This is a genomic window from Pseudomonas sp. R2-37-08W (assembly GCF_003851705.1).
Classification (GTDB): Bacteria; Pseudomonadota; Gammaproteobacteria; order Pseudomonadales; family Pseudomonadaceae; genus Aquipseudomonas.
Genome location: NZ_CP027728.1, coordinates 3,222,016 through 3,245,710, shown reverse-complemented (window position 1 = coordinate 3,245,710; position 23,695 = coordinate 3,222,016). Strand labels below are relative to the sequence as shown.

Annotated in this window: 17 protein-coding genes and 3 pseudogenes; 9 read left to right on the top strand and 11 right to left on the bottom strand. The window is 61.2% G+C overall.

All coding sequences use genetic code 11. The features are described from left to right. Window positions 1-63 precede the first annotated feature (63 nt). A complete protein-coding gene (locus C4J93_RS14915) occupies window positions 64-1,011 on the bottom strand; it encodes a DUF1853 family protein (RefSeq protein ID WP_124429764.1) in 948 nt (315 codons plus the stop codon). 154 nt (window positions 1,012-1,165) lie between these two features. On the opposite strand from C4J93_RS14915, the gene C4J93_RS14910 reads away from it, so the two are divergent. The 6 genes from C4J93_RS14910 to pepN are packed head-to-tail and all read left to right on the top strand — an operon-like array spanning window position 1,166 to window position 7,666. Next, on the top strand, window positions 1,166-2,056 hold the full coding sequence (locus tag C4J93_RS14910) for an NAD(+) kinase (RefSeq protein ID WP_057725186.1): 891 nt from the start codon (window positions 1,166-1,168) through the stop codon (window positions 2,054-2,056). Next, entirely contained in the window at window positions 2,053-3,027 is a 975-nt protein-coding gene (locus C4J93_RS14905) for a metallophosphoesterase (protein ID WP_372237504.1), read from the top strand. The genes C4J93_RS14910 and C4J93_RS14905 overlap by 4 nt, the downstream gene beginning before the upstream one ends. After that, a complete protein-coding gene (locus C4J93_RS14900) occupies window positions 3,024-3,893 on the top strand; it encodes a rhomboid family intramembrane serine protease (RefSeq protein WP_124429763.1) in 870 nt (289 codons plus the stop codon). Before C4J93_RS14905 ends, C4J93_RS14900 begins: the two co-directional genes overlap by 4 nt. Window positions 3,894-3,907: 14 nt before the next feature. Further along, entirely contained in the window at window positions 3,908-4,168 is a 261-nt protein-coding gene (locus C4J93_RS14895; RefSeq protein ID WP_124429762.1) for a YeaC family protein, read from the top strand. Next, window positions 4,165-4,995 carry a DUF2797 domain-containing protein gene (locus tag C4J93_RS14890; protein ID WP_164485289.1) on the top strand — a complete coding sequence of 277 codons (831 nt, stop codon included), beginning with the start codon at window positions 4,165-4,167 and terminating at the stop codon, window positions 4,993-4,995. Before C4J93_RS14895 ends, C4J93_RS14890 begins: the two co-directional genes overlap by 4 nt. A gap of 13 nt (window positions 4,996-5,008) precedes the next feature. Next, on the top strand, window positions 5,009-7,666 hold the full coding sequence (gene pepN / locus C4J93_RS14885) for an aminopeptidase N (RefSeq protein ID WP_124429760.1): 2,658 nt from the start codon (window positions 5,009-5,011) through the stop codon (window positions 7,664-7,666). Between the two features lie 612 nt (window positions 7,667-8,278). Here pepN and C4J93_RS14880 read toward each other — a convergent pair. From C4J93_RS14880 to C4J93_RS14855, 6 genes and pseudogenes are all read right to left on the bottom strand, one after another. Then, a pseudogene (locus C4J93_RS14880) lies at window positions 8,279-8,679 on the bottom strand (cupin domain-containing protein). 82 nt (window positions 8,680-8,761) lie between these two features. Then, window positions 8,762-10,194 (bottom strand): annotated as a pseudogene (locus C4J93_RS14875) (PLP-dependent aminotransferase family protein). Between the two features lie 69 nt (window positions 10,195-10,263). Then, entirely contained in the window at window positions 10,264-11,031 is a 768-nt protein-coding gene (locus C4J93_RS14870) for an SDR family oxidoreductase (protein ID WP_124363102.1), read from the bottom strand. A 22-nt stretch (window positions 11,032-11,053) separates the two neighbouring features. Continuing rightward, window positions 11,054-12,121 (bottom strand): phosphotransferase family protein, encoded by a 1,068-nt coding sequence (locus tag C4J93_RS14865; protein ID WP_124410112.1) that lies wholly within the window; start codon window positions 12,119-12,121, stop codon window positions 11,054-11,056. A gap of 170 nt (window positions 12,122-12,291) precedes the next feature. Continuing rightward, window positions 12,292-13,244, bottom strand: a pseudogene (locus tag C4J93_RS14860) (2-hydroxyacid dehydrogenase). A gap of 95 nt (window positions 13,245-13,339) precedes the next feature. After that, complete coding sequence (locus tag C4J93_RS14855) at window positions 13,340-13,864, bottom strand: cysteine hydrolase family protein (RefSeq protein WP_124429759.1); 525 nt, start codon at window positions 13,862-13,864, stop codon at window positions 13,340-13,342. A 407-nt stretch (window positions 13,865-14,271) separates the two neighbouring features. On the opposite strand from C4J93_RS14855, the gene C4J93_RS14850 reads away from it, so the two are divergent. Continuing rightward, the gene (locus C4J93_RS14850) at window positions 14,272-15,549 is read left to right on the top strand and encodes a serine/threonine transporter (protein ID WP_124363099.1); all 1,278 of its coding nucleotides are present in this window, start codon (window positions 14,272-14,274) and stop codon (window positions 15,547-15,549) included. A gap of 154 nt (window positions 15,550-15,703) precedes the next feature. Here the strand turns inward: C4J93_RS14850 and C4J93_RS14845 are convergent, their stop codons facing one another. Together C4J93_RS14845 and acnB are read right to left on the bottom strand one after the other, a co-directional pair. Beyond that, the gene (locus tag C4J93_RS14845) at window positions 15,704-16,852 is read right to left on the bottom strand and encodes a DDE-type integrase/transposase/recombinase (RefSeq protein ID WP_124429758.1); all 1,149 of its coding nucleotides are present in this window, start codon (window positions 16,850-16,852) and stop codon (window positions 15,704-15,706) included. A 385-nt stretch (window positions 16,853-17,237) separates the two neighbouring features. Next, window positions 17,238-19,847 carry a bifunctional aconitate hydratase 2/2-methylisocitrate dehydratase gene (gene acnB / locus C4J93_RS14840; protein WP_124430881.1) on the bottom strand — a complete coding sequence of 870 codons (2,610 nt, stop codon included), beginning with the start codon at window positions 19,845-19,847 and terminating at the stop codon, window positions 17,238-17,240. 396 nt (window positions 19,848-20,243) lie between these two features. Between acnB and C4J93_RS14835 the strand changes: the two genes are divergently transcribed. Next, entirely contained in the window at window positions 20,244-20,714 is a 471-nt protein-coding gene (locus C4J93_RS14835; RefSeq protein WP_124404392.1) for a DUF1289 domain-containing protein, read from the top strand. Window positions 20,715-20,835: 121 nt separating this feature from the next. Here the strand turns inward: C4J93_RS14835 and C4J93_RS14830 are convergent, their stop codons facing one another. Then, window positions 20,836-21,699, bottom strand: a complete 864-nt coding sequence (locus C4J93_RS14830) for a universal stress protein (protein WP_124429757.1) — start codon at window positions 21,697-21,699, stop codon at window positions 20,836-20,838. 146 nt (window positions 21,700-21,845) lie between these two features. Here C4J93_RS14830 and C4J93_RS14825 point away from each other — a divergent pair, with 146 nt between their 5' ends. Next, the gene (locus C4J93_RS14825; RefSeq protein WP_124429756.1) at window positions 21,846-22,448 is read left to right on the top strand and encodes a tRNA-(ms[2]io[6]A)-hydroxylase; all 603 of its coding nucleotides are present in this window, start codon (window positions 21,846-21,848) and stop codon (window positions 22,446-22,448) included. On the opposite strand, the gene C4J93_RS14820 is transcribed toward C4J93_RS14825, so the two are convergent. Next, complete coding sequence (locus C4J93_RS14820; RefSeq protein WP_124429755.1) at window positions 22,404-23,606, bottom strand: MFS transporter; 1,203 nt, start codon at window positions 23,604-23,606, stop codon at window positions 22,404-22,406. The two genes, C4J93_RS14825 and C4J93_RS14820, sit on opposite strands and share 45 nt — an antisense overlap. Window positions 23,607-23,695 lie beyond the last annotated feature (89 nt).

Genomic DNA, 23,695 nt, shown 5'->3' with positions numbered 1-23,695 from the left:
AATGCATTCCCCTGTGGGAGGGGGCTTGCTCCCGATAGAGGTCTCCAATTCAGCACAGATTTATCAGAATGCCCCCGGCACATTCGGCCAAAGATCCGCCACCAGAAACAGCCGCTCGGCTTCCTCCCAATCCTCCCCATTCTCCACCAACCGCACCAACAACTGCGCGGGCGCCATCGGGTCCAGGTCTGCCAGCCAGCCCTGCATCTGTTCCTCGCTCCACACCTCGCTTGCCGGGTAATGCGCCGGCGCCAGCCAGGCGTGCCGAGGCAAGGGTTGCCAGCGGCCTGCCGCGCGCGCGCTGACAAAGTCCGGCCAATCCCGCTGATGCAACCAACGCCCACGCAAATGCTGCGGATGGGCGCCATGGGGTGATTCAGCCTGGCCCGGCCACGGATACAGCAGATATCCACCCAGCCACAGGTGCGCATCGAACTGCTGGATATCCAGCGCCGCCAGGGCTTCGCGGCTCTCCGGGCGTGCTGAGATCGGTAATTGATGCTGGGCCAGGTGCGCCAGTTTGCGGTCGAGCCGGTCATGGCAGCCCGGCCCCAGCCACTGCGCCGTGTCGCGGCCGTTGCCAGCCTGCGGGCCCAGATACAGCTTGATCGCCAGTTCCAAGTGATGCACGCCATCGCGGTCGCGCAGCAGCATGTCCAGCTCACCCAGGGTGTGCCCGGCGCGGCGGATCGGCAGGTTGGCCGCCAGCAGCTCCACGCCCGGCGCATGTTGCACGGCAAACTGCCACAGGCGCTCATAATAAAGCCCCAGGCGCCGGGTGCGCGCCAGGCTCAGCCATTGCTGTAGCGCGCTGCTGTCCTGATCGAGCGCACGCAACCAGGCTTCGAGCAACTGCGGCGCCTGTACCCAGTCGCTGCCCGCCAGCGGATGGCGTTGCGGCCACGGCGTGTGTGCGAGCATCGGTGGCGCCAGCATCACCCACGCCAGGTCGCGCACTTCGGGGTGTCGCAGTTGGCGGGGCAGGGCGTGCAAGTCGGGGAACAGAGTCATGGTGCGAGCATAGCCTCTTACGTTGCGTGCAGGTGCTGAGAACCGCCTGAGAACCATTGTCATCAAGGCCGGACGGCGACAAAGGATTTTGCCTGAGCCGGCCTTTCGCCCATAATCCTTTCTTTTTGCCGCACCCTATGCCCGCAGGAGCCCCATGGAGCAATTTCGCAATATCGGCATTATCGGTCGCCTGGGCAGTACCCAGGTGTTGGACACCGTCCGCCGGCTGAAAAAATTCCTGCTGGAACGCCACCTGCATGTGATCCTCGAAGACACCATCGGCGAAATCCTGCCGGGCCACGGCCTGCAGACTTCCTCGCGCAAGATGCTCGGCGAAGTGTGCGACATGGTCATCGTGGTCGGCGGCGACGGCAGCCTGCTCGGCGCAGCCCGGGCGCTGGCGCGGCATAACGTGCCGGTGCTGGGGATCAACCGTGGCAGCCTGGGATTTCTCACCGATATCCGTCCGGATGAGCTGGAAGTCGAAGTGGCCAAGGTGCTCGACGGCCATTACCTGGTGGAAAACCGCTTCCTGCTGCAGGCCGAAGTACGCCGCCACGGCGAAGCCATCGGCCAGGGCGATGCCCTCAATGACGTGGTGCTGCATCCGGGCAAATCCACGCGGATGATCGAGTTCGAGCTGTATATCGACGGCCAGTTCGTGTGCAGCCAGAAGGCCGACGGCCTGATCGTCGCCACGCCGACCGGCTCGACCGCGTACGCATTGTCGGCCGGTGGCCCGATCATGCATCCCAAGCTCGATGCCATTGTGATCGTGCCGATGTACCCCCATATGTTGTCGAGTCGGCCGATTGTGGTCGATGGCAACAGTGAGCTGAAGATCGTGGTGTCCAAAGATATGCAAATCTACCCACAAGTGTCCTGCGACGGGCAGAACCATTTCACCTGCGCTCCCGGCGACACCATCACCGTGAGCAAGAAGGCACAGAAGTTGCGCTTGATCCACCCGCTGGACCACAACTACTACGAAGTGTGCCGCACCAAGCTGGGCTGGGGCAGCCGCTTGGGGGGTGGAGGCGACTGATGCTCGATCCCGCGCGTAGCTACGACCTGATTGGTGACGTGCACGGTTGCGCCCACACGCTGGAGCACTTGCTCGACCAGATGGGTTACCACAAGCAGGGCGGCACCTGGCGCCACCCGTCGCGCATGGCGGTGTTTCTCGGCGATATCATCGACCGTGGCCCGCGCATCCGCGAAGCGCTGCATATCGTCCACGACATGACCGAGGCCGGCCAGGCGCTGTGCATCATGGGCAACCATGAGTTCAATGCGCTGGGTTGGACCACGCCGGCACCGCCGGGCAGCGGCAAGCAATTCGTGCGCGAGCACACCCCGCGCCATGCGCGGCTGATCCAGGAAACCCTGACCCAGTTCGAACAGCACCCGGCCGACTGGCACGACTTCCTCGGCTGGTTCTACGACATGCCGCTGTTTGTCGACGCCGGGCGTTTCCGGGTGGTGCATGCGTGCTGGGATGAGGGGTTCATCCAGCCGCTGCGCGCCACGTTCCCGGACGGCTGCATCGATCAGCATTTCCTGCAGGCCGCCGCCGTGCCTGGCAGTTTCGCCTGCAACGCATTCGATCGCCTGTTGCGCGGCACCGACATGCGCTTGCCCCACGGGCTCACCCTGACCGGTGGCGATGGCCTGACGCGCTCGTTCTTTCGTACCAAATTCTGGGAAGACGACCCGAAAACCTACGGCGACATCGTGTTCCAGCCCGATGCCCTGCCCGAGCCGGTGGCGCGCACGCCATTGTCCTCCACTGAAAAAAATTCCCTGCTGCGCTATGGCGTCGACGAGCCGCTGTTGTTCGTCGGCCATTACTGGCGCAGCGGCAAACCGGCACCGATCCGCCCGAACCTGGCCTGCCTGGACTACAGCGCGGTGCTGTACGGCAAGCTGGTGGCGTATCGCCTGGACCAGGAAACCCAACTGGATCCGCATAAATTCGTCTGGGTCGACGTTGAGCGACCTGAGGTTAGTCAATGAGTACCGTGGCTGTATTGCGCCTGCCCCTGAGCGTCGACCTGGGCGGTTTCGTCAAGTTGCTGCAACGCATGCAGGTGCCTCATCGCGTCAGCGAGGAAGCCGGCGAACAAGTGCTGTGGGTGCCCGAGAGCATCAGCGACGATGTGCGCGTGTTGTACCAACGCTTTCCCGCCGGTGATCCGGACCAGCAACTGGACATTCCCGAACAGGCGCCCGTGGCGCGGCCAAGGTTTGTCCAGCAGGTCCGCCATAGCCCGGTCACGGCGCTGGTGCTGCTGGCCAGCCTCATCGTGGGTGCGGTGACGCTGCTTGGCGAAAACCTGCAGACCATGGCCTGGCTGACCTTCCTGCCGTTCCGGGTGCTGGGCGAATACATCCAGTTCACGCCGCTGGCCGACAGCCTGGCGTCCGGGCAGTGGTGGCGGCTGGTCACGCCAATGCTGATTCACTTCGGCATCCTGCACCTGGCCATGAATGGCATGTGGTACTGGGAGCTGGGCCGGCGCATCGAAGCGCGCCAGGGCAGCATCAACCTGCTGGGCCTGACCCTGTTGTTCAGCCTGGTCTCCAATTACGCGCAGTATGCATACGGCGGCCCGGGCCTGTTTGGCGGTTTGTCCGGCGTGTTGTATGGCCTGCTGGGGCATTGCTGGATCTTTCAACTACTCTCGCCCAACCCCGCATATCGCCTGCCCCGTGGGGTGCTGGTGATGATGCTGGTGTGGCTGGTGCTCTGCCTGTCGGGGCTGGTCTCGATGATCGGCTTCGGCGAAATCGCCAACGCGGCCCACGTGGGCGGCTTGGTTATCGGTTGCCTGACCGGTTTGCTGGGCGGGCTGTACAACCGTCGCAAATCGTCTATTTGATAAGGAAGAGCCTTATGTCCTCTTTTGCTGAAATGATCGAAAACATCACCCCGGAAATCTACGAGAGCCTCAAGCTCGCCGTGGAAATCGGCAAGTGGTCCGACGGCCGCAAGCTCACCGCCGAACAGCGCGAGCTGTCGCTGCAAGCGGTGATCGCCTGGGAGCTGCAGAACCTGCCCGAAGACCAGCGCACCGGCTATATGGGCCCGCAGGAATGCGCGTCGAAATCGGCACCGGTGCCGAACATCCTGTTCAAGTCGGATGCGATCCATTGATTGAAATCGGTCGCGGTGCAGTCAGCAAAATGTCGGCGAAACTCGGTGAGCCGACCGTTCAATACGCGTTTCGTCTTGGCGACACCGAGGTTGCGGTCAACCCGTTGATCGGCACCCATATTCGCCTGGAATACCTGGGTGCCATTCATTGCAGCCATTGCGGGCGCAAGACCAAAAACAGCTTCAGCCAGGGTTATTGCTACCCATGCATGACCAAGCTGGCCCAGTGTGACCTGTGCATCATGAGTCCCGAGCGCTGCCATTACGACGCTGGCACCTGCCGCGATCCGAGTTGGGGTGAAACCTTCTGCATGACCGACCACGTGGTCTACCTGGCCAACTCGTCGGGGATCAAGGTCGGCATCACCCGCGCTACGCAGTTGCCGACCCGCTGGCTCGACCAGGGTGCCAGCCAGGCGCTGCCGATCATGCGCGTGGCCACCCGCCAGCAATCGGGCTTTGTCGAGGATCTGTTTCGCAGCCAGGTGGCCGACAAAACCAACTGGCGCGCGCTGCTCAAGGGCGATGCGCAATCGGTGGACCTCAAGCAGGTACGCGATGAGTTGTTCGCCTCCTGCGCCGAAGGCTTGCTGGGGTTGCAGGAACGCTTTGGCCTACAGGCCATCCAAACCATTGCCGACATCGAGCCGATCGAGATCCGTTACCCGGTGCAGCAGTACCCGGCCAAGATCGTCAGCTTCAACCTGGACAAGAATCCGATTGCCGAAGGCACGCTGCTGGGGATCAAGGGCCAATACCTGATTTTCGACACCGGCGTGATCAATATTCGTAAATACACGGCCTACCAGCTCGCCGTGCATCAGTAGAAGGATGCCACCCATGCGCACCGAACAACCGAAGATGATTTACCTGAAGGACTATCAGGCGCCGGACTACCTGATCGACGAGACGCACCTGACCTTCGAGTTGTTCGAGGACCACAGCCTGGTCCACGCGCAGCTGGTGATGCGCCGCAACCCCGAGCGCGGCGCCGGACTGCCGCCGTTGGTGCTGGACGGCCAGCAACTGGAGCTGCTGAGCGTGAACCTCGCCGATCAGGCGCTGACGGCTGCTGACTACCAGTTGACCGACAGCCACCTGACGCTGCAACCACAGAGCGAAACCTTCACCCTCGACACCACGGTCAAGATTCACCCAGAAACCAACACCGCCCTCGAAGGCCTGTACAAATCCGGTAGCATGTTCTGCACCCAGTGCGAGGCCGAAGGCTTCCGCAAGATCACGTACTACCTCGACCGTCCGGACGTGATGAGCGTGTTCACCACCACGGTGATCGCCGAGCAGCATCGGTACCCGGTGCTGCTGTCCAACGGCAACCCGATTGCCAGCGGCCCCGGCGAAGACGGGCGGCACTGGGCGACCTGGGAAGACCCGTTCAAGAAGCCGGCCTACCTGTTTGCCCTGGTGGCCGGTGACCTGTGGTGTGTCGAAGACAGCTTCACCACCATGACCCAGCGCGAAGTTGCGCTGCGCATCTATGTCGAGCCGGAGAACATCGACAAGTGCCAGCACGCCATGACCAGCCTGAAGAAATCCATGCGCTGGGATGAACAGACCTACGGCCGCGAGTACGACCTCGACATCTTCATGATCGTGGCGGTCAACGACTTCAACATGGGCGCCATGGAGAACAAGGGCCTCAATATCTTCAACTCCAGCGCCGTGCTGGCCCGCGCCGAAACCGCCACCGATGCTGCCCACCAGCGTGTCGAAGCCATCGTCGCCCACGAATACTTCCATAACTGGTCGGGCAACCGCGTGACCTGCCGCGACTGGTTCCAGCTGTCGCTCAAGGAAGGCTTCACCGTGTTCCGTGACTCGGGCTTTTCCGCCGACATGAACTCGGCTACGGTCAAGCGCATCCAGGATGTGGCATACCTGCGTACCCACCAGTTCGCCGAAGACGCCGGCCCCATGGCCCACGCGGTGCGCCCGGACAGCTTTATCGAAATCTCCAATTTCTACACCCTGACCGTGTACGAAAAGGGTTCGGAAGTCGTCGGTATGCTCCACACCTTGCTCGGCGCCGAAGGCTTTCGCAAAGGCAGCGACCTGTATTTCGAGCGCCACGATGGCCAAGCCGTGACCTGTGACGACTTCATCAAGGCCATGGAAGATGCCAACGGCGTCGACCTCAGCCAGTTCAAGCGCTGGTACAGCCAGGCCGGCACGCCACGTCTGGCGGTGAGCGAGTCCTTTGATGCGGCGGCCAGGACCTACAGCCTGACCTTCCGCCAGAGTTGCCCGCCGACCCCGGACAAGGTGGAAAAACTGCCGTTCGTGATCCCCGTCGAGCTGGGCCTGCTGGACGGCAACGGCGCCGGTATCGCCTTGCGCCTGGAAGGTGAAGCCACTGCAGGCGCTACCTCCCGGGTGATCTCGGTGACCGAAGCCGAGCAGACCTTCACCTTCGTTGATGTTGCGGAAAAACCCTTGCCTTCACTGCTGCGTGGCTTCTCGGCACCGGTGAAACTGAGCTTCCCGTATGACCGCGACCAACTGATGTTCCTGATGCAGCACGACAGCGACGGCTTCAACCGCTGGGACGCCGGCCAGCAGTTGTCGGTGCAGGTGTTGCAGGAACTGATCGGCCAGCATCAGGCGGGGCAGCCGCTGAAGCTCGATCAACGCCTGATCGACGCGTTGCGCACGGTATTGAGCGACGAACGCCTGGACCAGGCCATGGTCGCTGAAATGCTTTCGTTGCCGAGCGAAGCCTACCTGGCCGAAATCAGTGAAGTGGCGGATGTCGATGCGATCCACGCTGCCCGCGAATTTGCCCGCAAGCAGCTGGCCGACAACCTGTTCGAAGGGCTGTGGCTGCGCTATCAGGCCAACCGTGACCTGTCTCGGAAAACGCCCTACGTGGCAGAGGCCGAGCACTTTGCCCGGCGCGCCCTGCAGAACATCGCGTTGTCCTATTTGATGCTCAGCGGCAAGCCTGAAGTGCTGGCGGCGACCCTGGACCAATTCGACACCAGCGACAACATGACCGAGCGCCTGACGGCCCTGGCCGTGTTGGTGAACTCGCCATTCGAAGCGGAAAAAGCCCAGGCGCTGGCGGTGTTTGCCGAGAACTTCAAGGACAACCCGCTGGTCATGGACCAATGGTTCAGCGTACAGGCCGGCAGCACCCAGCCGGGCGGGCTGGCGCGGGTCAAGGCGTTGATGGAACACCCGGCGTTCACCATCAAGAACCCGAACAAAGTGCGCGCCCTGATTGGCGCCTTTGCCGGGCAGAACCTGATCAACTTCCATGCGGCGGATGGTTCGGGCTACCGCTTCCTGGCGGACCTGGTGATCCAGCTCAACACGCTGAACCCACAGATTGCGTCGCGCCAGTTGGCACCGCTGACGCGCTGGCGTAAATACGACGCCGCACGGCAAGCGCTGATGAAGGCGGAACTGGAGCGCATCCTGGGCTCGGGCGAGCTGTCCAGCGATGTGTTCGAGGTGGTCAGCAAGAGCCTTGCCTGACACGCAAAGGCCGAATCTCACCATTCGAAATGTGGGAGGGGGCTTGCCCCCGATAGCGGTGCATCAGTTGGCTTATTCAGCGACTGACACGCTGCCATCGGTAACCACGATGCAAAGCGAGTCGCTCTTGATCTTGCTCTTGATCTTGATCTTAGGCGCCCCGTTAAACCACGCTGGCCGCAATTCGACAGTGATTTGGGGGGTAAACCGGCAGGGATGCCGGTTTAGCCGCCCCGCGCCATGGATGGCGCGTGGCGGCGGCCCCCCAAATCAATGTCGGATTACGGGCACACCGAGCCTAGGCGAGGTGCCGAGTGGTGGGGCAAGAGCGTTTTGCTTACTTTTGCGCTTTTCAAAAGTGAGCCGCCGTAAGGGCGGAATCCTAAGCCGCCGTTACCGCAGCAACGGATATGTACTCGCTCTGATCCAACATCCTGGTCGGCTGTCAGGCCGCCATCGGGGGCAAGCCCCCTCCCACATTTAGGTCGCGGGGTATCAGTTAGAGAGGCTTCGGCTGTTGAGCCGTCACAGGTTTAGGACCGCGCCAAAGTTGTGTAGATACCTATGGCCATCGGGGGCAAGCCCCCTCCCACATTTTTATCCCGGTGCAGCTTATCGGGCCAGCGGCGTCAGCACCTCGGCCTTGTCGTCCAGCACCATCACCACCAGCAGCCTGGCAGGCTGGGTCTGGCTGGCGTTGCTCGATTCGAAGTGCCGTGAACCGGCGGGCTCGTAGAACGACTCGCCGGCCTTGTAGGTCACGGCTTTCTCATCGTTGACCCGTGAAGTGATTGCACCTTCCAGCACATACGCCACGGCAGTGCCGGTATGGCTGTGGGGCACGGTGGCCTGGCCGGGGCGTAGTCCACGGTGAGCATGATGGTTTTTTTGCCGGGCACGTTGGTCAAGGCGTGCGCTTGCAGCACCTTGAGGGTTTCCTGGTTGTACACCGGCTCGTGGCCATAGGCCGTGAGCGAGGCAAGTATCGCAGCGGTGGCGAGCAGTCGTTTCATGATGGGGTTCCACGGGGTTGGAGACCTGTTCACCCTACGCCCGGGGCAGGATCGACCAATGACCAATCCGCCGGAAAACCCCCTAGCCAATCCGCAACAGGATGTCGCGCACCCTATCCAGCGCCGGGTCGATATCGAGGGTTTCGATGGCACCGAAGCCGAGAATCAGCCCCGGCCGTGGCGCAACGTCGTGGAAAAAACCATCCAGGGGGTACAAACCCACCTCCGCCTCCCGCGCCAGTTGCATCAACAGCGGGATATCCACCGGCACCTTGCACAGTGCCGCCAGGTGGAACCCGGCCACCGTCGGCACCGCCTCGAACCAGGGCGACAGGTCGCCCGCCAGGCGCTGCAGGATCCGTTCGCGCCGCCCCGCATACACGCTGTGGCAGCGGCGGATATGTTTGAGCAGATAGCCTTCGCTGATGAACTTGGCCAGCGCCCATTGCGGCAGGGTGGAGCTGTGCTGGTCGGTCAATTGCTTGGCCTTGAGCACCGCGCCATGGATCGCCGGCGGCAGCACCGCGTAGCCCAGGCGCAACTCGGGTAGCAGGGTTTTCGAAAAGGTCCCGACGTAGGTCACCACGCCTCGCGTGTCCAGGCTTTGCAGGGAATCGGTGGGGCGTCCCTGGTAGCGGAACTCACTGTCGTAGTCGTCTTCGATGATGATCGCGCCGAGTTCGATCGCGCGGTCCAGCAAGGCTTTGCGCCGCGCCAGGCTCATGGGCATGCCGAGGGGAAACTGGTGGGACGGCGTCACGTAGACGAGTCGCGTGCCCTCGGGGATCTGGTCAACCTGAACGCCCTGTGCATCGACCGGAACGCTGGCGACCTTCGCCCCCATCGCCACGAACAACTGGCGCGCCGGGCTGTAGCCAGGGTCTTCCATGGCGACGATGCTGCCTGGCTCCAGGACCACGCGGGCGATCAGGTCGAGCGCCTGTTGCGCGCCATTGGTGACTACGATGTCACTGGCGCGGCATTTCACCCCGCGTGAAAACGCGATATGCCCGGCGATGGCCTCGCGCAGTGCCGGCAAGCCCTCCGGTTGGCTATAGAAACCGCTGTTCTTGGCGATACGGCGTAACGCATCCTGGGTGCAGCGCCGCCATTCTTCCTGGGGGAACTGACTGCGCGTGGTTGCCCCGCCGATGAATTCGTAGCGCAGGATGTCGCCGCTGGCGGGGTGGTGCATAGGCGAGGGCAGTGCCGCCCATTTGTTCAGGTTGGCGGCGCAAGCCAGGTCGGTGGCGGTCTGTACACGGTCGGGCTGCGGGCCCAGGCGTTGACGAAAGTGCCTCGGCCAATCCTGCCGACCAGCAGGCCTTCATACGTCAAGGTGGCGTAGGTATCCGAGACCGTTTTGCGCGATACGCCCAATTGCTCGGCGAGCAGCCGGCTGGGCGGCAATTGCGCGCCGGCTGCCAGCCGCCCGGTGGCGATGGCCTCACGCAGTTGCTGGTAAAGCTGGGCCGCCAGGTCCTTGCGGCCATTGATGACGAGGTGCAGTTCCATGTTTCATCCTGGGGCAGATCGATCTGCGCCAAGGTTACGCGCAAATCGATCGGAAGAAACCCGGCGGCCTCAGGACAGGAAACCACCGTCCACGTTCAACGACACGCCGGTGGTGTAGCTCGACGCATCGCTGGCCAGGAACAGCACCGCGCCAGCCATTTCGCTGGGGTCGGCCACGCGCTTGAGCGGGATCTGCGCCAGGGCCATCTTCAGGATCGCGTCGTTCTTGACCAGCGCCGAGGCGAACTTGGTGTCGGTCAAGCCTGGCAGCAGCGCGTTGCAACGAATGCCGAATTCGGCGCATTCCTTGGCGAACACTTTGGTCATGTTGATCACGGCGGCCTTGGTCACCGAATAAATGCCCTGGAACACGCCAGGGGAAATGCCGTTGATCGAGGCGACGTTGATGATGCTGCCACCGCCGTTGTCGCGCATCAGTTTGCCGGCTTCCACCGACATGAAGAAGTAGCCACGAATGTTCACGTCGACGGTCTTCTGGAACGCGCCGAGGTCCGTGTCCAGCACGTTGCAGAACTGTGGGTTGGTCGCGGCGTTGTTGACCAGGATGTCCAGGCGGCCGAACTGTTCACGGATACCGGCGAACACCTGGGTGATCTGCTCCATTTCACCGATATGGCAGGCCACCGCAGTGGCCTTGCCGCCGTCGGCGATGATCGCGTCGGCAACGTGCTGGCAGCCTTCGAGTTTGCGGCTGGAGACAATCACATGGGCGCCTTGCTGGGCCAGCAGCTTGGCGATGGCCTCGCCGATGCCACGGCTGGCGCCGGAAACGAAAGCGATCTTGCCGTCGAGGTCGAACAGGTGGGTCTTGGACATGAAGGGTTCCTTGTGATTGTTATCAGAGGGCGGATTTGCCGATGACCGCCAGGCTCATCTGCTCCAGCAGCTTGTTCATGTGGATGAACTGGGCAAAGCGTTTGTCCTGGGTCTGGCCATGGAAGAAACGGTAGTAGATCTGCTGCACGATGCCGGCCAGGCGGAACAGGCCGTAGGTGTAGTAGAAGTCGAAATTGTCGATCTGGATGCCCGAGCGTTCGGCGTAGTAGTCGACGAACTGGCGGCGGGTGAGCATGCCAGGCGCATTGCTTGGCTGGCGACGCATCAACTGCACGGGCGCGGGGTCAGCGGCTTCGATCCAGTAGGCGAGGGTGTTGCCCAGGTCCATCAACGGGTCGCCGAGGGTGGTCAGCTCCCAGTCGAGCACGCCGATGATCTGCATCGGGTTGCGCGGGTCGAGAATCACATTGTCGAAGCGATAGTCGTTGTGCACGATGCTGGAGGTCGGGTGGTCGGCCGGCATTTTATCGTTGAGCCAGGCGCGCACGGCTTCCCAGCGCGGGGCATCGGGGGTCAGGGCTTTTTCGTAGCGCTCGCTCCAGCCGCGGATCTGGCGTTCCACGTAGCCTTGGGGCTTGCCCAGGTCGGCCAGGCCGCAGGCGGTGTAGTCGACCTGATGCAGTTCGACGAATTTGTCGATAAAGCTTTTGCACAACGCTTCGGTTCGGCTCGCGTCCAGGCCCAGTTCGGCCGGCAGGTCGGAGCGCAAAATAATCCCATTGACCCGTTCCATGACATAGAACTCGGCGCCGATCACCGTTTCATCGGTGCAATGCACGTAGGCCTTGGGACAATACGGAAAGCCATCCTTGAGCTGGTTGAGAATGCGGTATTCACGCCCCATGTCGTGGGCGGACTTGGCCTTGTGGCCGAATGGCGGGCGACGCAACACAAATTCCCGGTCCGGGTATTCCAGCAGATAGGTCAGGTTGGAGGCGCCGCCGGGAAACTGGCTGATCTTGAGCGTGCCGTGCAGGCCGGGAATATGGGCCTTGAGGTAGGGATCGATCAGGCCGGCATCAAGTTCTTCGCCTGGGCGAATCTGGGTCGATTGGTCGTTAAGCGCCATGCTTATCCCTTCTGCTTATTTTAAAGGCCTTGGACTATTGGCTAATCTAATGCGCGTCACCGCCCAGCGACAAGGTCGGGGCGGCTTAATAGGTTAGCGTGTTGGGGAATGATCAGCGGGCCTGATCCACGCAAATCACCAGGGCGGCACGGCCCCGGCGCGGGTATTCGCTACGGGTTGCGCGACGGGAGTGTCACGGGGGTCAGTACAGGGCGACCGGCAAAATATTCCACCAGGTTGTCGGCGACCCGTTGCACAGTGTCGTGGGTGGCTTCGGGCGACAGGCCGGCTACATGGGAAGTCAGCACGGTATTGTTCAGGCGCTTGAGCGCATCGGGCACCTTGGGTTCGTCGTCGAAGACGTCCAGCGCGGCGCCGCCGATACGTCGCTGTTCCAGCGCAGCCACCAGGTCGGCGGTGACCACCACGCTGCCACGACCGATATTGACCAGATAACCGTTCGGCCCCAGGGCGTCGAGGGCGTGGCGATCGATCAGGTGGCGAGTGCTGGCGCCACCGGGCGTGGCCAGGATCAGGAAGTCCGAGGTGCGCGCCAATTCCACGGCGGTTGAGCAGTAGGTGTAATCCACGTCATCGCGGGGTTGGCGGTTGTGGTAGCTGACCTCCATGCCAAACCCCAGGGACGCGCGCTTGGCGATCTCCAGGCCCACGGCGCCCAGCCCGAGAATCCCCAATTGCTTGCCGCCCAGGGAAGGGCGCATCACCTTCGGCCATTCACTGCGGCGCACGGCGGCATCAGTCTGGGGATACCGCGCACCAGCGACAGCAGCAAGGCCATGGCATGGTCGGCCACCGACGGCGCATTCACCCCGGCGCCGTTAGTCACCACAATCCCACGGTTGGCGGCGGCCTGCAGGTCTACATGTTCGTAGCCGGCACCGATCACGCAGATGATCTCCAGCAGCGGCAGCGCGGCGATTTCCTCGGCATACAGCCCAAGCGGGCCACGGGTGAGCACGGCCTTGATCTGCCCGCCATGGGCCTTGATCGCCTGGGCTCGTTCGACAGGCGTCGGCGCCAGGATCACATGGAAATCATTGCTCTCGATGATTTGCAGGTATTCGTTGATGGTCTCAACCAGGACCAGAACAGTGGTAGTCATGCAAGGTTCTTCCTGAAGTGCTTGAGCGCATGAGTATGCGGGATTTGTAAGACGGAACGTAGGTTGCTGTAGGAGCTGGCGCTCCTACAGTAGTTTCAAAAGCCAATCTCGGCGGCTTGCATGCGCTTCACAAACGCTCCGGCCAACGTCTCATTGTGGTGATCAATGATCGCCTTGGCCGTCAACGCCGGGGTATCCATACACGTATGGCCGTCCTCCGGCAACATCACCGAGAAGCCCAGCTCTACTGCCACTCTGCAGGTGGTGTCGACACAGAACTGGGTTTTCATGCCCACAATCACCAGTTCGTCGACCTGCGCTTGCTTCAATTGTTGTGCCAGATCGGTGCCCAGGAAGCAGCTTGGGCGGGTTTTGTCGAACAGGTAGTCGCGGGATTCGTCGACCTCCAGGCCGCTCCACAGCTGCCACAGCGGGCTGCCCGCTGCGATGGGCGAGCCGGCGGGCCCGGTATGACGTGCGACGAAGATGGGGGCGCCGGCCGTGCGGGCGCGCCGGATCAGCTGGTTGATGGTGTGCAGCACCCGTTCACGCTCGAAGGGTTTGTGCGGTCCGTCGTACAGGCCAGTTTGCATGTCGATAATCAAAAGGGCGGCTGCCATGGTGTTGCTCCTGGTGAGTGCCGGATGGCGGAGCAATAAAAAGGCCCCGTCCATCGCTGGCGGGGCCTTGGGTAACTTCAGGGTGTTGCTAGATGAATCCCCCACAGCAACCGCACGACCCGCCATAAGCGGTCGTGGTGGTGGTGCGGGTAAGGAACAACTGAATAGGGCTCATGTACCGATCATGCTGGTGTGGGTGAAAGACTGTCAACGGATGTTTCCGGTTTCTTCCACGGCCAGCGACGCCTGATGCCAGGCTGGGACAGCTGCACCACCGAACCATTCCTCAGCTAAGTCTTTGCTTATGCACGAGAATCCCGGACAATCGCGCCCCTGTTGAGGTCGGGGCGCTGCCTGTCAGGTTTTTCTGACTCGTCCCGGCCGTGTGAATGCGGAGATCCGACCGGATGAATGATCAGGCCAATAGCGTCGACGAACGCTATGCAACGACACCTGCAACGCTCACAAGCTGGAGCCGCCAGGACACCACCTGGATGCTTGGGCTGTTCGGCACCGCCATCGGCGCCGGTACTTTGTTCTTGCCGATCAACGCGGGCCTGGGGGGCTTCTGGCCGCTGGTGATCCTGGCGCTGCTGGCCTTTCCAATGACGTTCTTTGCCCACCGTGGGCTGACGCGTTTCGTACTCTCCGGCCGGGAAGGCTCCGACATTACCGATGTGGTCGAAGAGCACTTCGGCATTAAAGCCGGCGCATTGATCACCTTGCTGTACTTCTTTGCGATCTTCCCGATCCTGCTGATCTACAGCGTGGCCCTGACCAACACCGTCAGCAGCTTCATGGAACACCAACTGCACATCATGCCGCCGCCTCGGGCAGTCCTGGCGTTTGTGCTGATCCTGGGCTTGCTGGCGGTGGTGCGTTGCGGCGAAAAGGTGATCGTCAAGGCCATGAGCCTGATGGTGTATCCGTTTATCGTTGCCTTGCTGTTCCTCGCCGTATACCTGGTGCCGCATTGGACGGGCGGCATCCTGAGTACCGCCCGTGAGATTCCGGCGCCGTCGGCCTTGCTCAACACCTTGTGGCTGGCGATTCCGGTGATGGTGTTCTCGTTCAACCACTCGCCGATCATCTCGGCCTTCGCGGTAGACCAGAAACGTCAGTATGGGGCACACGCCGACGAGCGCAGCTCGCAGATCCTGTCCCGCGCGCACCTGTTGATGGTGGTGATGGTGCTGTTCTTCGTGTTCAGCTGCGTACTGACCCTGTCACCGGCGCAGTTGGCCGAGGCGAAAGCGCAGAACCTGTCGATCCTGTCGTACCTGGCCAACCACTTTGACAACCCGACCATTGCCTTCGCCGCGCCGTTGATTGCATTCGTGGCAATTGCCAAGTCATTCCTGGGCCACTACATCGGTGCCAGCGAAGGCCTCAAGGGCCTGGTGCTGAAGACCGGCCGCCGTCCGGCAGCCAAGTCTCTGGACCGCATGACCGCCGCCTTCATGCTGGTGGTGTGCTGGGTCGTCGCCACGCTTAACCCGAGCATCCTCGGCATGATCGAGACCCTGGGTGGGCCGGTCATTGCATCGATCCTGTTCCTGATGCCGATGTACGCCATCCGCAAAGTGCCGGCCATGGCCAAGTACCGAGGGCAAGCGTCGAATGTGTTTGTCACGGCGGTGGGGTTGGTGGCGATTACTGCGTTGGTGTATTCGCTGATGGCTTAAGGCCTGACGCAATCTCCAAGGCTGTCCCAGAACCAAATGTGGGAGGGGGCTTGCTCCCGATATCGGTGTATCAGTCACCTATGAATTGACTGAACCACTGCTATCGGGGTGTAGAACCGTAGACATCGTTTACATCTGAAACCGGGGACATCGTTTACACATTTGAGGCCTGGACGCGGGTCATACCGCGTCCAAATCTCCCCAAGGGATAATCACATAGGTACAGATCCCAAACATCATCTTCAGCTTCTCTGAGTCCTATCCGTTCCCCAGACAATGCCTCGCTGATAAATACCAACTTGCCGTTCCACTTGATCGACCCGTCCTGTCTGACGCTTCGAACCTTCATTTCGGACGGATACTCCACATCCGGCAAGCATCCTGGGTAAATCCGGGTAGACGGCACATACACGTCCCCTGGACGCTTCATACCGAGCGCTTCATGAGGGCGCACGTAATTGAACTCATGCCTGAAGTGCTCCAGCAAAAGCTGCTGCTCGATTAAGTTTTCTCCTAAGGGCAGCTCCAGTTTCAAGCTACGGTGCATCCGCTCATGGCGACCATTTTGGGCCGGTCTTCCTGGCATGGTGCGCTCCGGATAGATGCCCAGACGTATCCACCAAACTGCCAGCGTGGACATTCTTGCCAGGCCAGGAGAGGCAAACGGAACACCGTTGTCCGACCGAATAACTTCGGGCATGCCGTACTCCTCAAACAGTCTCTCAAAGGCGTGTTTAACAGGTTCAGTCTTGATCTTTGAATGAGCCCTGCACGCCAAAATCATCCGGGACGCGTGGTCTGTGATGGTCAAAGGGAAGCACATCTGCGCGTTATGCATTTTGAATTGCCCTTTGTAGTCGGCGCACCATGTCTGGTTAGGTTCGTTGGCCTCGCGCATTGCTACAGGGGAAGTACCGTGTCTGCGCTTGAAGCGCCGCTTTTGGACGAGCCCAAGTCGATCAAGCCATTGGCCTGCTGTACTTGGGGAAGGCCAGGCGATGGAGGGATCTTCAAGTCGCAATAGCTCGAGAAGCTTCTTCGGACCCCATTTATCGTGCGCCTCCTTCATCGCCACCACACGGGCCAGGATTTCATCGTCGGTTTTATTGGGGCTGTTGTGAGGGCGTCGGGACAGTTCGGCTAAAGACTTTAAATCGCCATTGTGCCGGCCGATCCATTTGTCGACGGTAGGCCGACTTACGTTAAAGCGGCGCGCCAGCTGGCTTTTGGTGTAGTTACCAGAAAGCCAGTCAGCGACCAGTCTGATTCGTTGATTCATCGGAGACTCTTGGTTCCAGGGCATGATCAGTTACCTCCTGATCATGCGTATTAACCTGTAAACCATGTCCCCGGTTAGAAATGTAAACGATGTCCCCGGTTTGTACCGGGGCAAGCCCCCTCCCACATGTGTTTGGTGGTGTTGCTGGGATTGTATTCCAGGCATGAAAATGCCGCGTATCTCTGCTCTGGTTGACTCGCTGATGGCTTAAGGTCTGACACAGCCCGCAAGGACTCCAGAGAACCAAATGTGGGAGGGGGCTTGCCCCCGATGGCGGTGTATCAGTCACCTATGAATTGACTGAACCACTGCTATCGGGAGCAAGCCCCCTCCCACATTTGTTTGTATTCCAGGCATAAAAAACGCCGCGTACCTTGCGATACGCGGCGCCTGTCACATCAACACACCGTTAAGCTTGAATCACCGGGATGTTGGCGCTTGCCGCGATCTTGCGGAACTCGGCGATCTGGTCGAAGTTCAGGTAGCGGTAGACGTCACTGGCCATGGTGTCCAGTTTCGCCGCGTAGCCCATGTACTCTTCGACGGTCGGCAGGCGACCCAGGGTAGAGGCGACTGCCGCCAGCTCGGCCGAGGCCAGGTAGACGTTGGCGCCGTCGCCCAAACGGTTCGGGAAGTTACGGGTCGAGGTCGACACCACGGTCGAATTCGGCTCTACACGCGCCTGGTTACCCATGCACAGCGAGCAGCCCGGCATTTCCATGCGCGCGCCAGCCTTGCCGTAGATGCCGTAGTAGCCTTCTTCGGTCAGCTGGTGGGCGTCCATCTTGGTCGGCGGCGACAGCCACAGACGGGTTGGCAACTGGCCCTTGACCTGCTCCAGCAGCTTACCGGCAGCGCGGAAGTGACCGATGTTGGTCATGCACGAACCGATGAACACTTCGTCGATCTTCTCACCGGCAACGCTCGACAGCAGACGGGCATCGTCCGGGTCGTTCGGTGCGCAGAGGATCGGCTCGTTGATTTCCGACAGGTCGATCTCGATGATTTCGGCGTATTCGGCGTCGGCATCGGCTTCCATCAGCTCCGGGTTGGCAACCCAGGCTTCCATCGCTTGGGCGCGACGTTCCAGGGTGCGTGGATCGCCGTAGCCTTCGCCGATCATCCAGCGCAGCAAGGTGATGTTGGAGTTCAGGTACTCGGTGACGGAGTCCTTGGACAGCTTGATGGTGCAACCGGCAGCCGAACGTTCAGCCGAGGCGTCGGACAGCTCGAAAGCCTGTTCCAGCGTCAGGTCGTTCAGGCCTTCGATTTCCAGGATGCGGCCGGAGAAGGCGTTTTTCTTGCCTTTCTTCTCTACGGTCAGCAGGCCAGCCTGGATCGCGTAGTAAGGAATGGCATGCACCAGGTCACGCAGAGTGATGCCAGGCTTCATCTTGCCTTTGAAGCGCACCAGGATCGATTCCGGCATGTCCAGCGGCATCACGCCGGTGGCAGCGGCGAACGCGACCAGACCGGAGCCGGCCGGGAACGAGATGCCCATCGGGAAGCGGGTGTGGGAGTCACCACCGGTACCGACGGTGTCCGGCAGCAGCATGCGGTTCAGCCAGCTGTGGATGATGCCGTCGCCTGGACGCAGCGATACACCGCCACGGGTCATGATGAAGTCAGGCAGGGTGTGGTGGGTGGTCACGTCGATCGGCTTTGGATAGGCCGCGGTGTGGCAGAACGACTGCATCACCAGGTCGGTCGAGAAGCCCAGGCACGCCAGGTCTTTGAGTTCATCACGGGTCATTGGACCGGTGGTGTCCTGGGAACCGACGGTGGTCATCTTCGGTTCGCAGTAGGTGCCAGGGCGCACGCCTTTGCCTTCCGGCAGGCCGCACGCCTTGCCGACCATTTTCTGCGCCAGGGTGAAGCCCTTGCCGGTGTCGACAGGCGCTTCAGGCAGCTTGAACAGGTCGGTAGGGCCCAAGCCCAGTTCGGCCCGGGCCTTGTCGGTCAGGCCGCGACCGATGATCAGCGGGATACGGCCGCCGGCGCGCACTTCGTCCAACAGCACCGGGGTCTTCATTTCGAAGGTGGTGATGACTTCATCGGTGCCGTGTTTGCAGACTTTGCCAGCATGGGGGTACAGGTCGATCACGTCGCCCATGTTCATGTTGGATACGTCGAACTCGATCGGCAGGGCGCCCGCATCTTCCATGGTGTTGTAGAAGATCGGAGCGATTTTGCTGCCGAAGCAGAAACCGCCGGCGCGCTTGTTCGGAACAAAGGGAACGTCGTCGCCGAAGAACCACAGCACGGAGTTGGTCGCCGATTTACGCGACGAACCGGTACCGACCACGTCACCGACGTAGGCAATCGGGAAGCCTTGGCCGCGCATTTCTTCGATCTGCTTCATCGGGCCGGTCTTGCCTTGCTCGTCCGGCACGATGCCTTCACGCGCCATTTTCAGCATGGCCAGGGCGTGCAGCGGGATGTCAGGGCGCGACCAGGCGTCCGGGGCAGGGGACAGGTCGTCGGTGTTGGTTTCGCCGGTGACCTTGAACACGCGCAGGCTGATCTTGTCGGCCAGGGTCGGACGGTTGCGGAACCATTCGCCGTCGGCCCAGGACTGGATCACGCCTTTGGCGTGCTCGTTGCCATTGCGGGCTTTTTCCGCCACGTCGTGGAATGCATCGAACATCAGCAGGGTGTGCTTGAGTTGGGCGGCCGCGACAGGCGCCAGCGTGGCGTCGTCCAGCAGCTCGACCAACGTCACGATGTTGTAGCCGCCTTGCATGGTGCCAAGCAGTTCAACAGCGCGCTTCTTGTCGATCAGGGGGGAGGTGGCTTCGCCCTTGGCCAGGGCGGACAGGAAGCCGGCCTTGACGTAGGCAGCTTCGTCAACGCCTGGTGGAATGCGGTTGGTGATCAGGTCAACGAGGAATTCTTCTTCGCCAGCCGGAGGATTTTTCAGCAGCTCGACCAGGCCTGCGGTTTGTTCGGCGTTAAGCGGCTGGGGCACGATACCCAGGGCGGCACGCTCTTCGATATGTTTGCGGTAGGCTTCAAGCACAGTTATTACCCTCATCAGTGGTCCCACGGGACGCTCATCCTGGAGTGACCGGCACGCGTGCGCTCGGGGGCTTTTTGGGCCGCAAAGCCAGCGCTGCCGACCGTCCTTACAGAAGCTGCTTTCAAAGTTTTACGCCTGCAGAACGGAGCTGATGAGGGTCGGCGCAAGTGTTGACCTACCGGGGTCAAACCTGCGCCAACACCGTTCTGAAGGAACGACTGTGCTCGTGACGCTTTGAAAACAGCTTCCAGCGGATTATTGGCGCCTTACAAGGCCGGGTGATTCTACGGCAAAAAAAATCTAAAGGTAAGTTGCGTCACCAAGTTTGCAGGGTGATCAACCTTAGACAAAGGGCTAACATGGCGCATTGTTTCGCTGATCTGCGTGTTTCCGCCCATGTCCAACCAAACCATCAAGACCCCCTGCGTCGGCCTGTGCTCCACGGTCTACGGCGATCTCGTGTGTCGCGGCTGCAAGCGCTTTCACCACGAAGTGATCCAGTGGAACGGCTATAACGAAGAAGAAAAGCGTGCGGTCTGGCTCAGGCTCGAGCAATTGCTGGTGCAGGTAATGGCCGGCAAAGTCGAGGTTTTCGACCCCAAGACCCTGCGCGGGCAACTGGAGCAGCGCAAGATTCGCTTCGTGCCGCACCAGTCCGAGTATTGCTGGGCCTATCAGTTGATTGCGCGTGGGGCGCGGGTGATCAATAACCTGGAGGCCTATGGCATGGTGCTGCTGCCGGAGTTCCGCGACTGGCCCTTGCCAGACCTGCGCGATGCGATTGATCGGGAGTTCTTTATCTTGTCCGAGGCGCATTACCAGCGTTATATCGCACCGGGATTCCTTAAAGATGCGCTATCTACCTGACGGTAAAGATCAAAATGTGGGAGGGGGCTTGCCCCCGATAGCGGTGGATCAGTTGGCTTATTCAGTGACTGACACTCAGTCATCGGGGGCAAGCCCCCTCCCACATTTGATCTTCATTAGCTCAGGCTTGGGTGGCGAGTTCTTCCAAATGGTCCATCAGCGTCTGCGGCTTGAGCACCAGCACATCGCTTTCCACCGCATCCAGCACCACCTCTGCCGTATTGCCGATCAACGCCCCGGAAATTCCAGTGCGCGCCACGGTGCCGATAATCGTCAGTGCCGCCTGCAACTGGTGGGCGATATGGGGAATCAGCACATCCGCCGGGCCTTCCTTGATATGCAGGTGTGCGTCATCCACATCGAATTCGGCCTGGAAGGCCTGGCACTGCTCGCGATAACGCGCCTCGATGGTTTCCCTGAGTTGAAACGTCGGGTCTGCCGCCGACAGCATCGGCGAGGGATGCGCGCTGATCACATGCAACTGCGCCTTGGCCAGGCTGGCGATATCAAAGCCGTGGTCGATGATGGAATTGTGCAGCGAGCGGTGTTCGCTGTCGGTATTGCCCACGTCGACGGCCGCCAGAATCACGCCGCCGGCCCAGGGCGTGGCGGTCTTGACCAGCAGCACGGGCGTCGGGCAATAGCGCAACAGTTTCCAGTCTGCCGGGGTCAGCAGGGCCTTTTTCAGCGGGCTGTCGGCAAAGTGCTGCTTGATCACCAGGCCGCAGCCCTCGGCCTGCTGCACGTCGACGATGGTTGCATGCAGGCTGTCGTTCCACGCCTGTTCGGTCGTGACGCTGTACCCGTCCTCCTGCAGGCCGGATTTGAGCAGGCTCAGCAGCGCCGAATACTCATGCTTTCTGTCACAGACCAGCAAATGCAGGTGCGCGTCGGTGACCCCGGCGATCAGCTTCGCGCGCTTGAGGGCCAGGCTTTCGGGATGCTCGGGCTCGATGACCACCAGGATGCTGCGGATGGCTTGCATGGTCGGTTCTCCAGGAGTGGGCCTGCAACAACTATAGTTGCTGCACGCGTGCCGTCATCTTGATGTACATCAAGGCCCATGGCTGGTGGTCTGCGGCGTGGTCGGTATAATCGGCGCCCTTTTGTGATCCTTTGCCCGTGAGCCCGATGATCCTGCCCGAAATCCACGAATTCCTCGGTTGCCGCACCCCCGACGCCTGGGTCCAGGCCGCGCTGGCCGACCAGGACACCCTGTTGATCGACCACAAGAACTGCGAATTCAAAGCCGCCAGCACCGCCCTGAGCCTGATCGCCAAGTATCACGGCCACCTCGACCTGATCAATATGATGTCGCGCCTGGCCCGTGAAGAGCTGGTGCACCACGAGCAGGTCATGCGCCTGATGAAAAAGCGCAAGGTTGAACTGCGCCAATTGTCCGCCGGCCGCTACGCCTCGGGTTTGCGCAAGGTGGTGCGCAACCATGAGCCGGTCAAACTGGTGGATACCCTGGTGGTGGGGGCCTTTATCGAAGCGCGCAGTTGCGAGCGTTTCGAGGCGCTGGTGCCGCATTTGGACGAAGAACTCGGCAAGTTCTACTTCGGTTTGCTCAAAAGCGAAGCGCGGCACTTTCAGGCTTACTTGAAACTGGCCTACCAGTACGGTGACGCCAAGGACATCGCCCAGGTGATCGAGCGGGTGAGGGCGGCCGAGCAGGCGTTGATCGAGTCAGCCGACGTCGAGTTCCGCTTTCACAGTGGCGTGCCAGCCTGAGGCCACGGCCACGCCGATCAAGGCGCTGATCCCGGTCAGCAGCAGGATCACCGTTTGCGTGCCAAGCGGCGCTGCCAGCACCGCAATCAGCAAGCCCGCCAAGGGCTGGGCGAGGTTGTTGAACAGGGTGATCACTCCCACCGTTTTGCCGAAATCCTGCACCGGAATCACCCGCTGACGGGTGCTGCGCATGTACACGTTGAACATCTTGTCGAAACCGCTTACCAGCAGGAAGCCCACGGCGTACACCCATACGCCGGGGCTGAGGGCGGTGATCAGCGCGCCCACGGCAATCATAGAATACGACAGCCCGCCGAGCACCTTCAGCGCCAGGCTCGAACGCGCGAGGTAAAACAGAATTACCAGGGTGACCACCGCGCCAGCGGCTTGCAGCAGGGCGTAGGCGTCCTTGTCCGCCGCGTATTGCCCGGTGACCAGGGCCGCCGACGTGGCCAGCGTCACGCCGACGATCAGGTTCACACCAATGGCCAGGGTAATGATGCGCTTCAACTCCACCCGGTTGCGGATGTGGCCCAAAGCGGTGCGCAGCGGCTGCAGCCAGAGACCCGGGGGCTGCGGCTCATGGAGCTGCAGGTGCACGCGGGTGTTGCGCTGCCAGGCCAGCATCGCCAGGTCCGCCAGCACAAACAGTGCGGCGATGCCCAGCACCACCCAAGGCCATGCCCAGATTTCCAGCATCAGCGCCGCCACCAACGGCCCGAGTACCAGGCCGCTCTGGTCGGCGATCTGCGAATAAGACAAGGTCTTGGTGTAGGTATAATGCTGGAAAATATGCGGCATCAGCACTTCCCGCGCCATGATGCCCTGGGTGGTCAATACCCCGCACAATGCCGACAGGATCACCAGCCAATGAATGCCGTCGAACAGCCCGTACAGCGCCACCGCCACTACACAGGCCAACGCCCGATACACTTGGCTGACATGCAGGATGCGCACGGGTGAAAACCTGTCGCACAACGCCCCGCACACCGGAAAGGCCAGGTAGCGCGGCAGTGACTCGACAAAGAACGCCAGGCCCGCCCAAGACACACTCTGGGTAGTTTGGAACACGATCAGCGGCACGATGAACAGCAGGATCTGGTCCGCCAGCCGCGACAGGAACAGTGAAACGAAGAACGCCAGGTAATCCTTGCGCATATAACTCCCTGTGAATGGCGTAAAAGAGTGCAGGCTATTTGTTAAAAACTCTTAAAAGCATGAAGCTTGCTGGCACCCTGCGTGCGGCG

Excerpts from the sequence above, each read along its gene's own strand:
- C4J93_RS14845 (WP_124429758.1), bottom strand. The coding sequence starts at position 16,852 with ATGCCCTGGAACCAAGAGTCTCCGATGAATCAACGAATCAGACTGGTC.
- C4J93_RS14870 (WP_124363102.1), bottom strand. The coding sequence starts at position 11,031 with ATGTCCAAGACCCACCTGTTCGACCTCGACGGCAAGATCGCTTTCGTT.
- C4J93_RS14865 (WP_124410112.1), bottom strand. The coding sequence starts at position 12,121 with ATGGCGCTTAACGACCAATCGACCCAGATTCGCCCAGGCGAAGAACTT.
- C4J93_RS14825 (WP_124429756.1), top strand. The coding sequence starts at position 21,846 with ATGATCCTGCCCGAAATCCACGAATTCCTCGGTTGCCGCACCCCCGAC.
- C4J93_RS14820 (WP_124429755.1), bottom strand. The coding sequence starts at position 23,606 with ATGCGCAAGGATTACCTGGCGTTCTTCGTTTCACTGTTCCTGTCGCGG.
- C4J93_RS14910 (WP_057725186.1), top strand. The coding sequence starts at position 1,166 with ATGGAGCAATTTCGCAATATCGGCATTATCGGTCGCCTGGGCAGTACC.
- C4J93_RS14835 (WP_124404392.1), top strand. The coding sequence starts at position 20,244 with ATGTCCAACCAAACCATCAAGACCCCCTGCGTCGGCCTGTGCTCCACG.
- C4J93_RS14895 (WP_124429762.1), top strand. The coding sequence starts at position 3,908 with ATGTCCTCTTTTGCTGAAATGATCGAAAACATCACCCCGGAAATCTAC.
- pepN (WP_124429760.1), top strand. The coding sequence starts at position 5,009 with ATGCGCACCGAACAACCGAAGATGATTTACCTGAAGGACTATCAGGCG.
- C4J93_RS14900 (WP_124429763.1), top strand. The coding sequence starts at position 3,024 with ATGAGTACCGTGGCTGTATTGCGCCTGCCCCTGAGCGTCGACCTGGGC.
- C4J93_RS14850 (WP_124363099.1), top strand. The coding sequence starts at position 14,272 with ATGAATGATCAGGCCAATAGCGTCGACGAACGCTATGCAACGACACCT.
- C4J93_RS14830 (WP_124429757.1), bottom strand. The coding sequence starts at position 21,699 with ATGCAAGCCATCCGCAGCATCCTGGTGGTCATCGAGCCCGAGCATCCC.
- C4J93_RS14915 (WP_124429764.1), bottom strand. The coding sequence starts at position 1,011 with ATGACTCTGTTCCCCGACTTGCACGCCCTGCCCCGCCAACTGCGACAC.
- C4J93_RS14855 (WP_124429759.1), bottom strand. The coding sequence starts at position 13,864 with ATGGCAGCCGCCCTTTTGATTATCGACATGCAAACTGGCCTGTACGAC.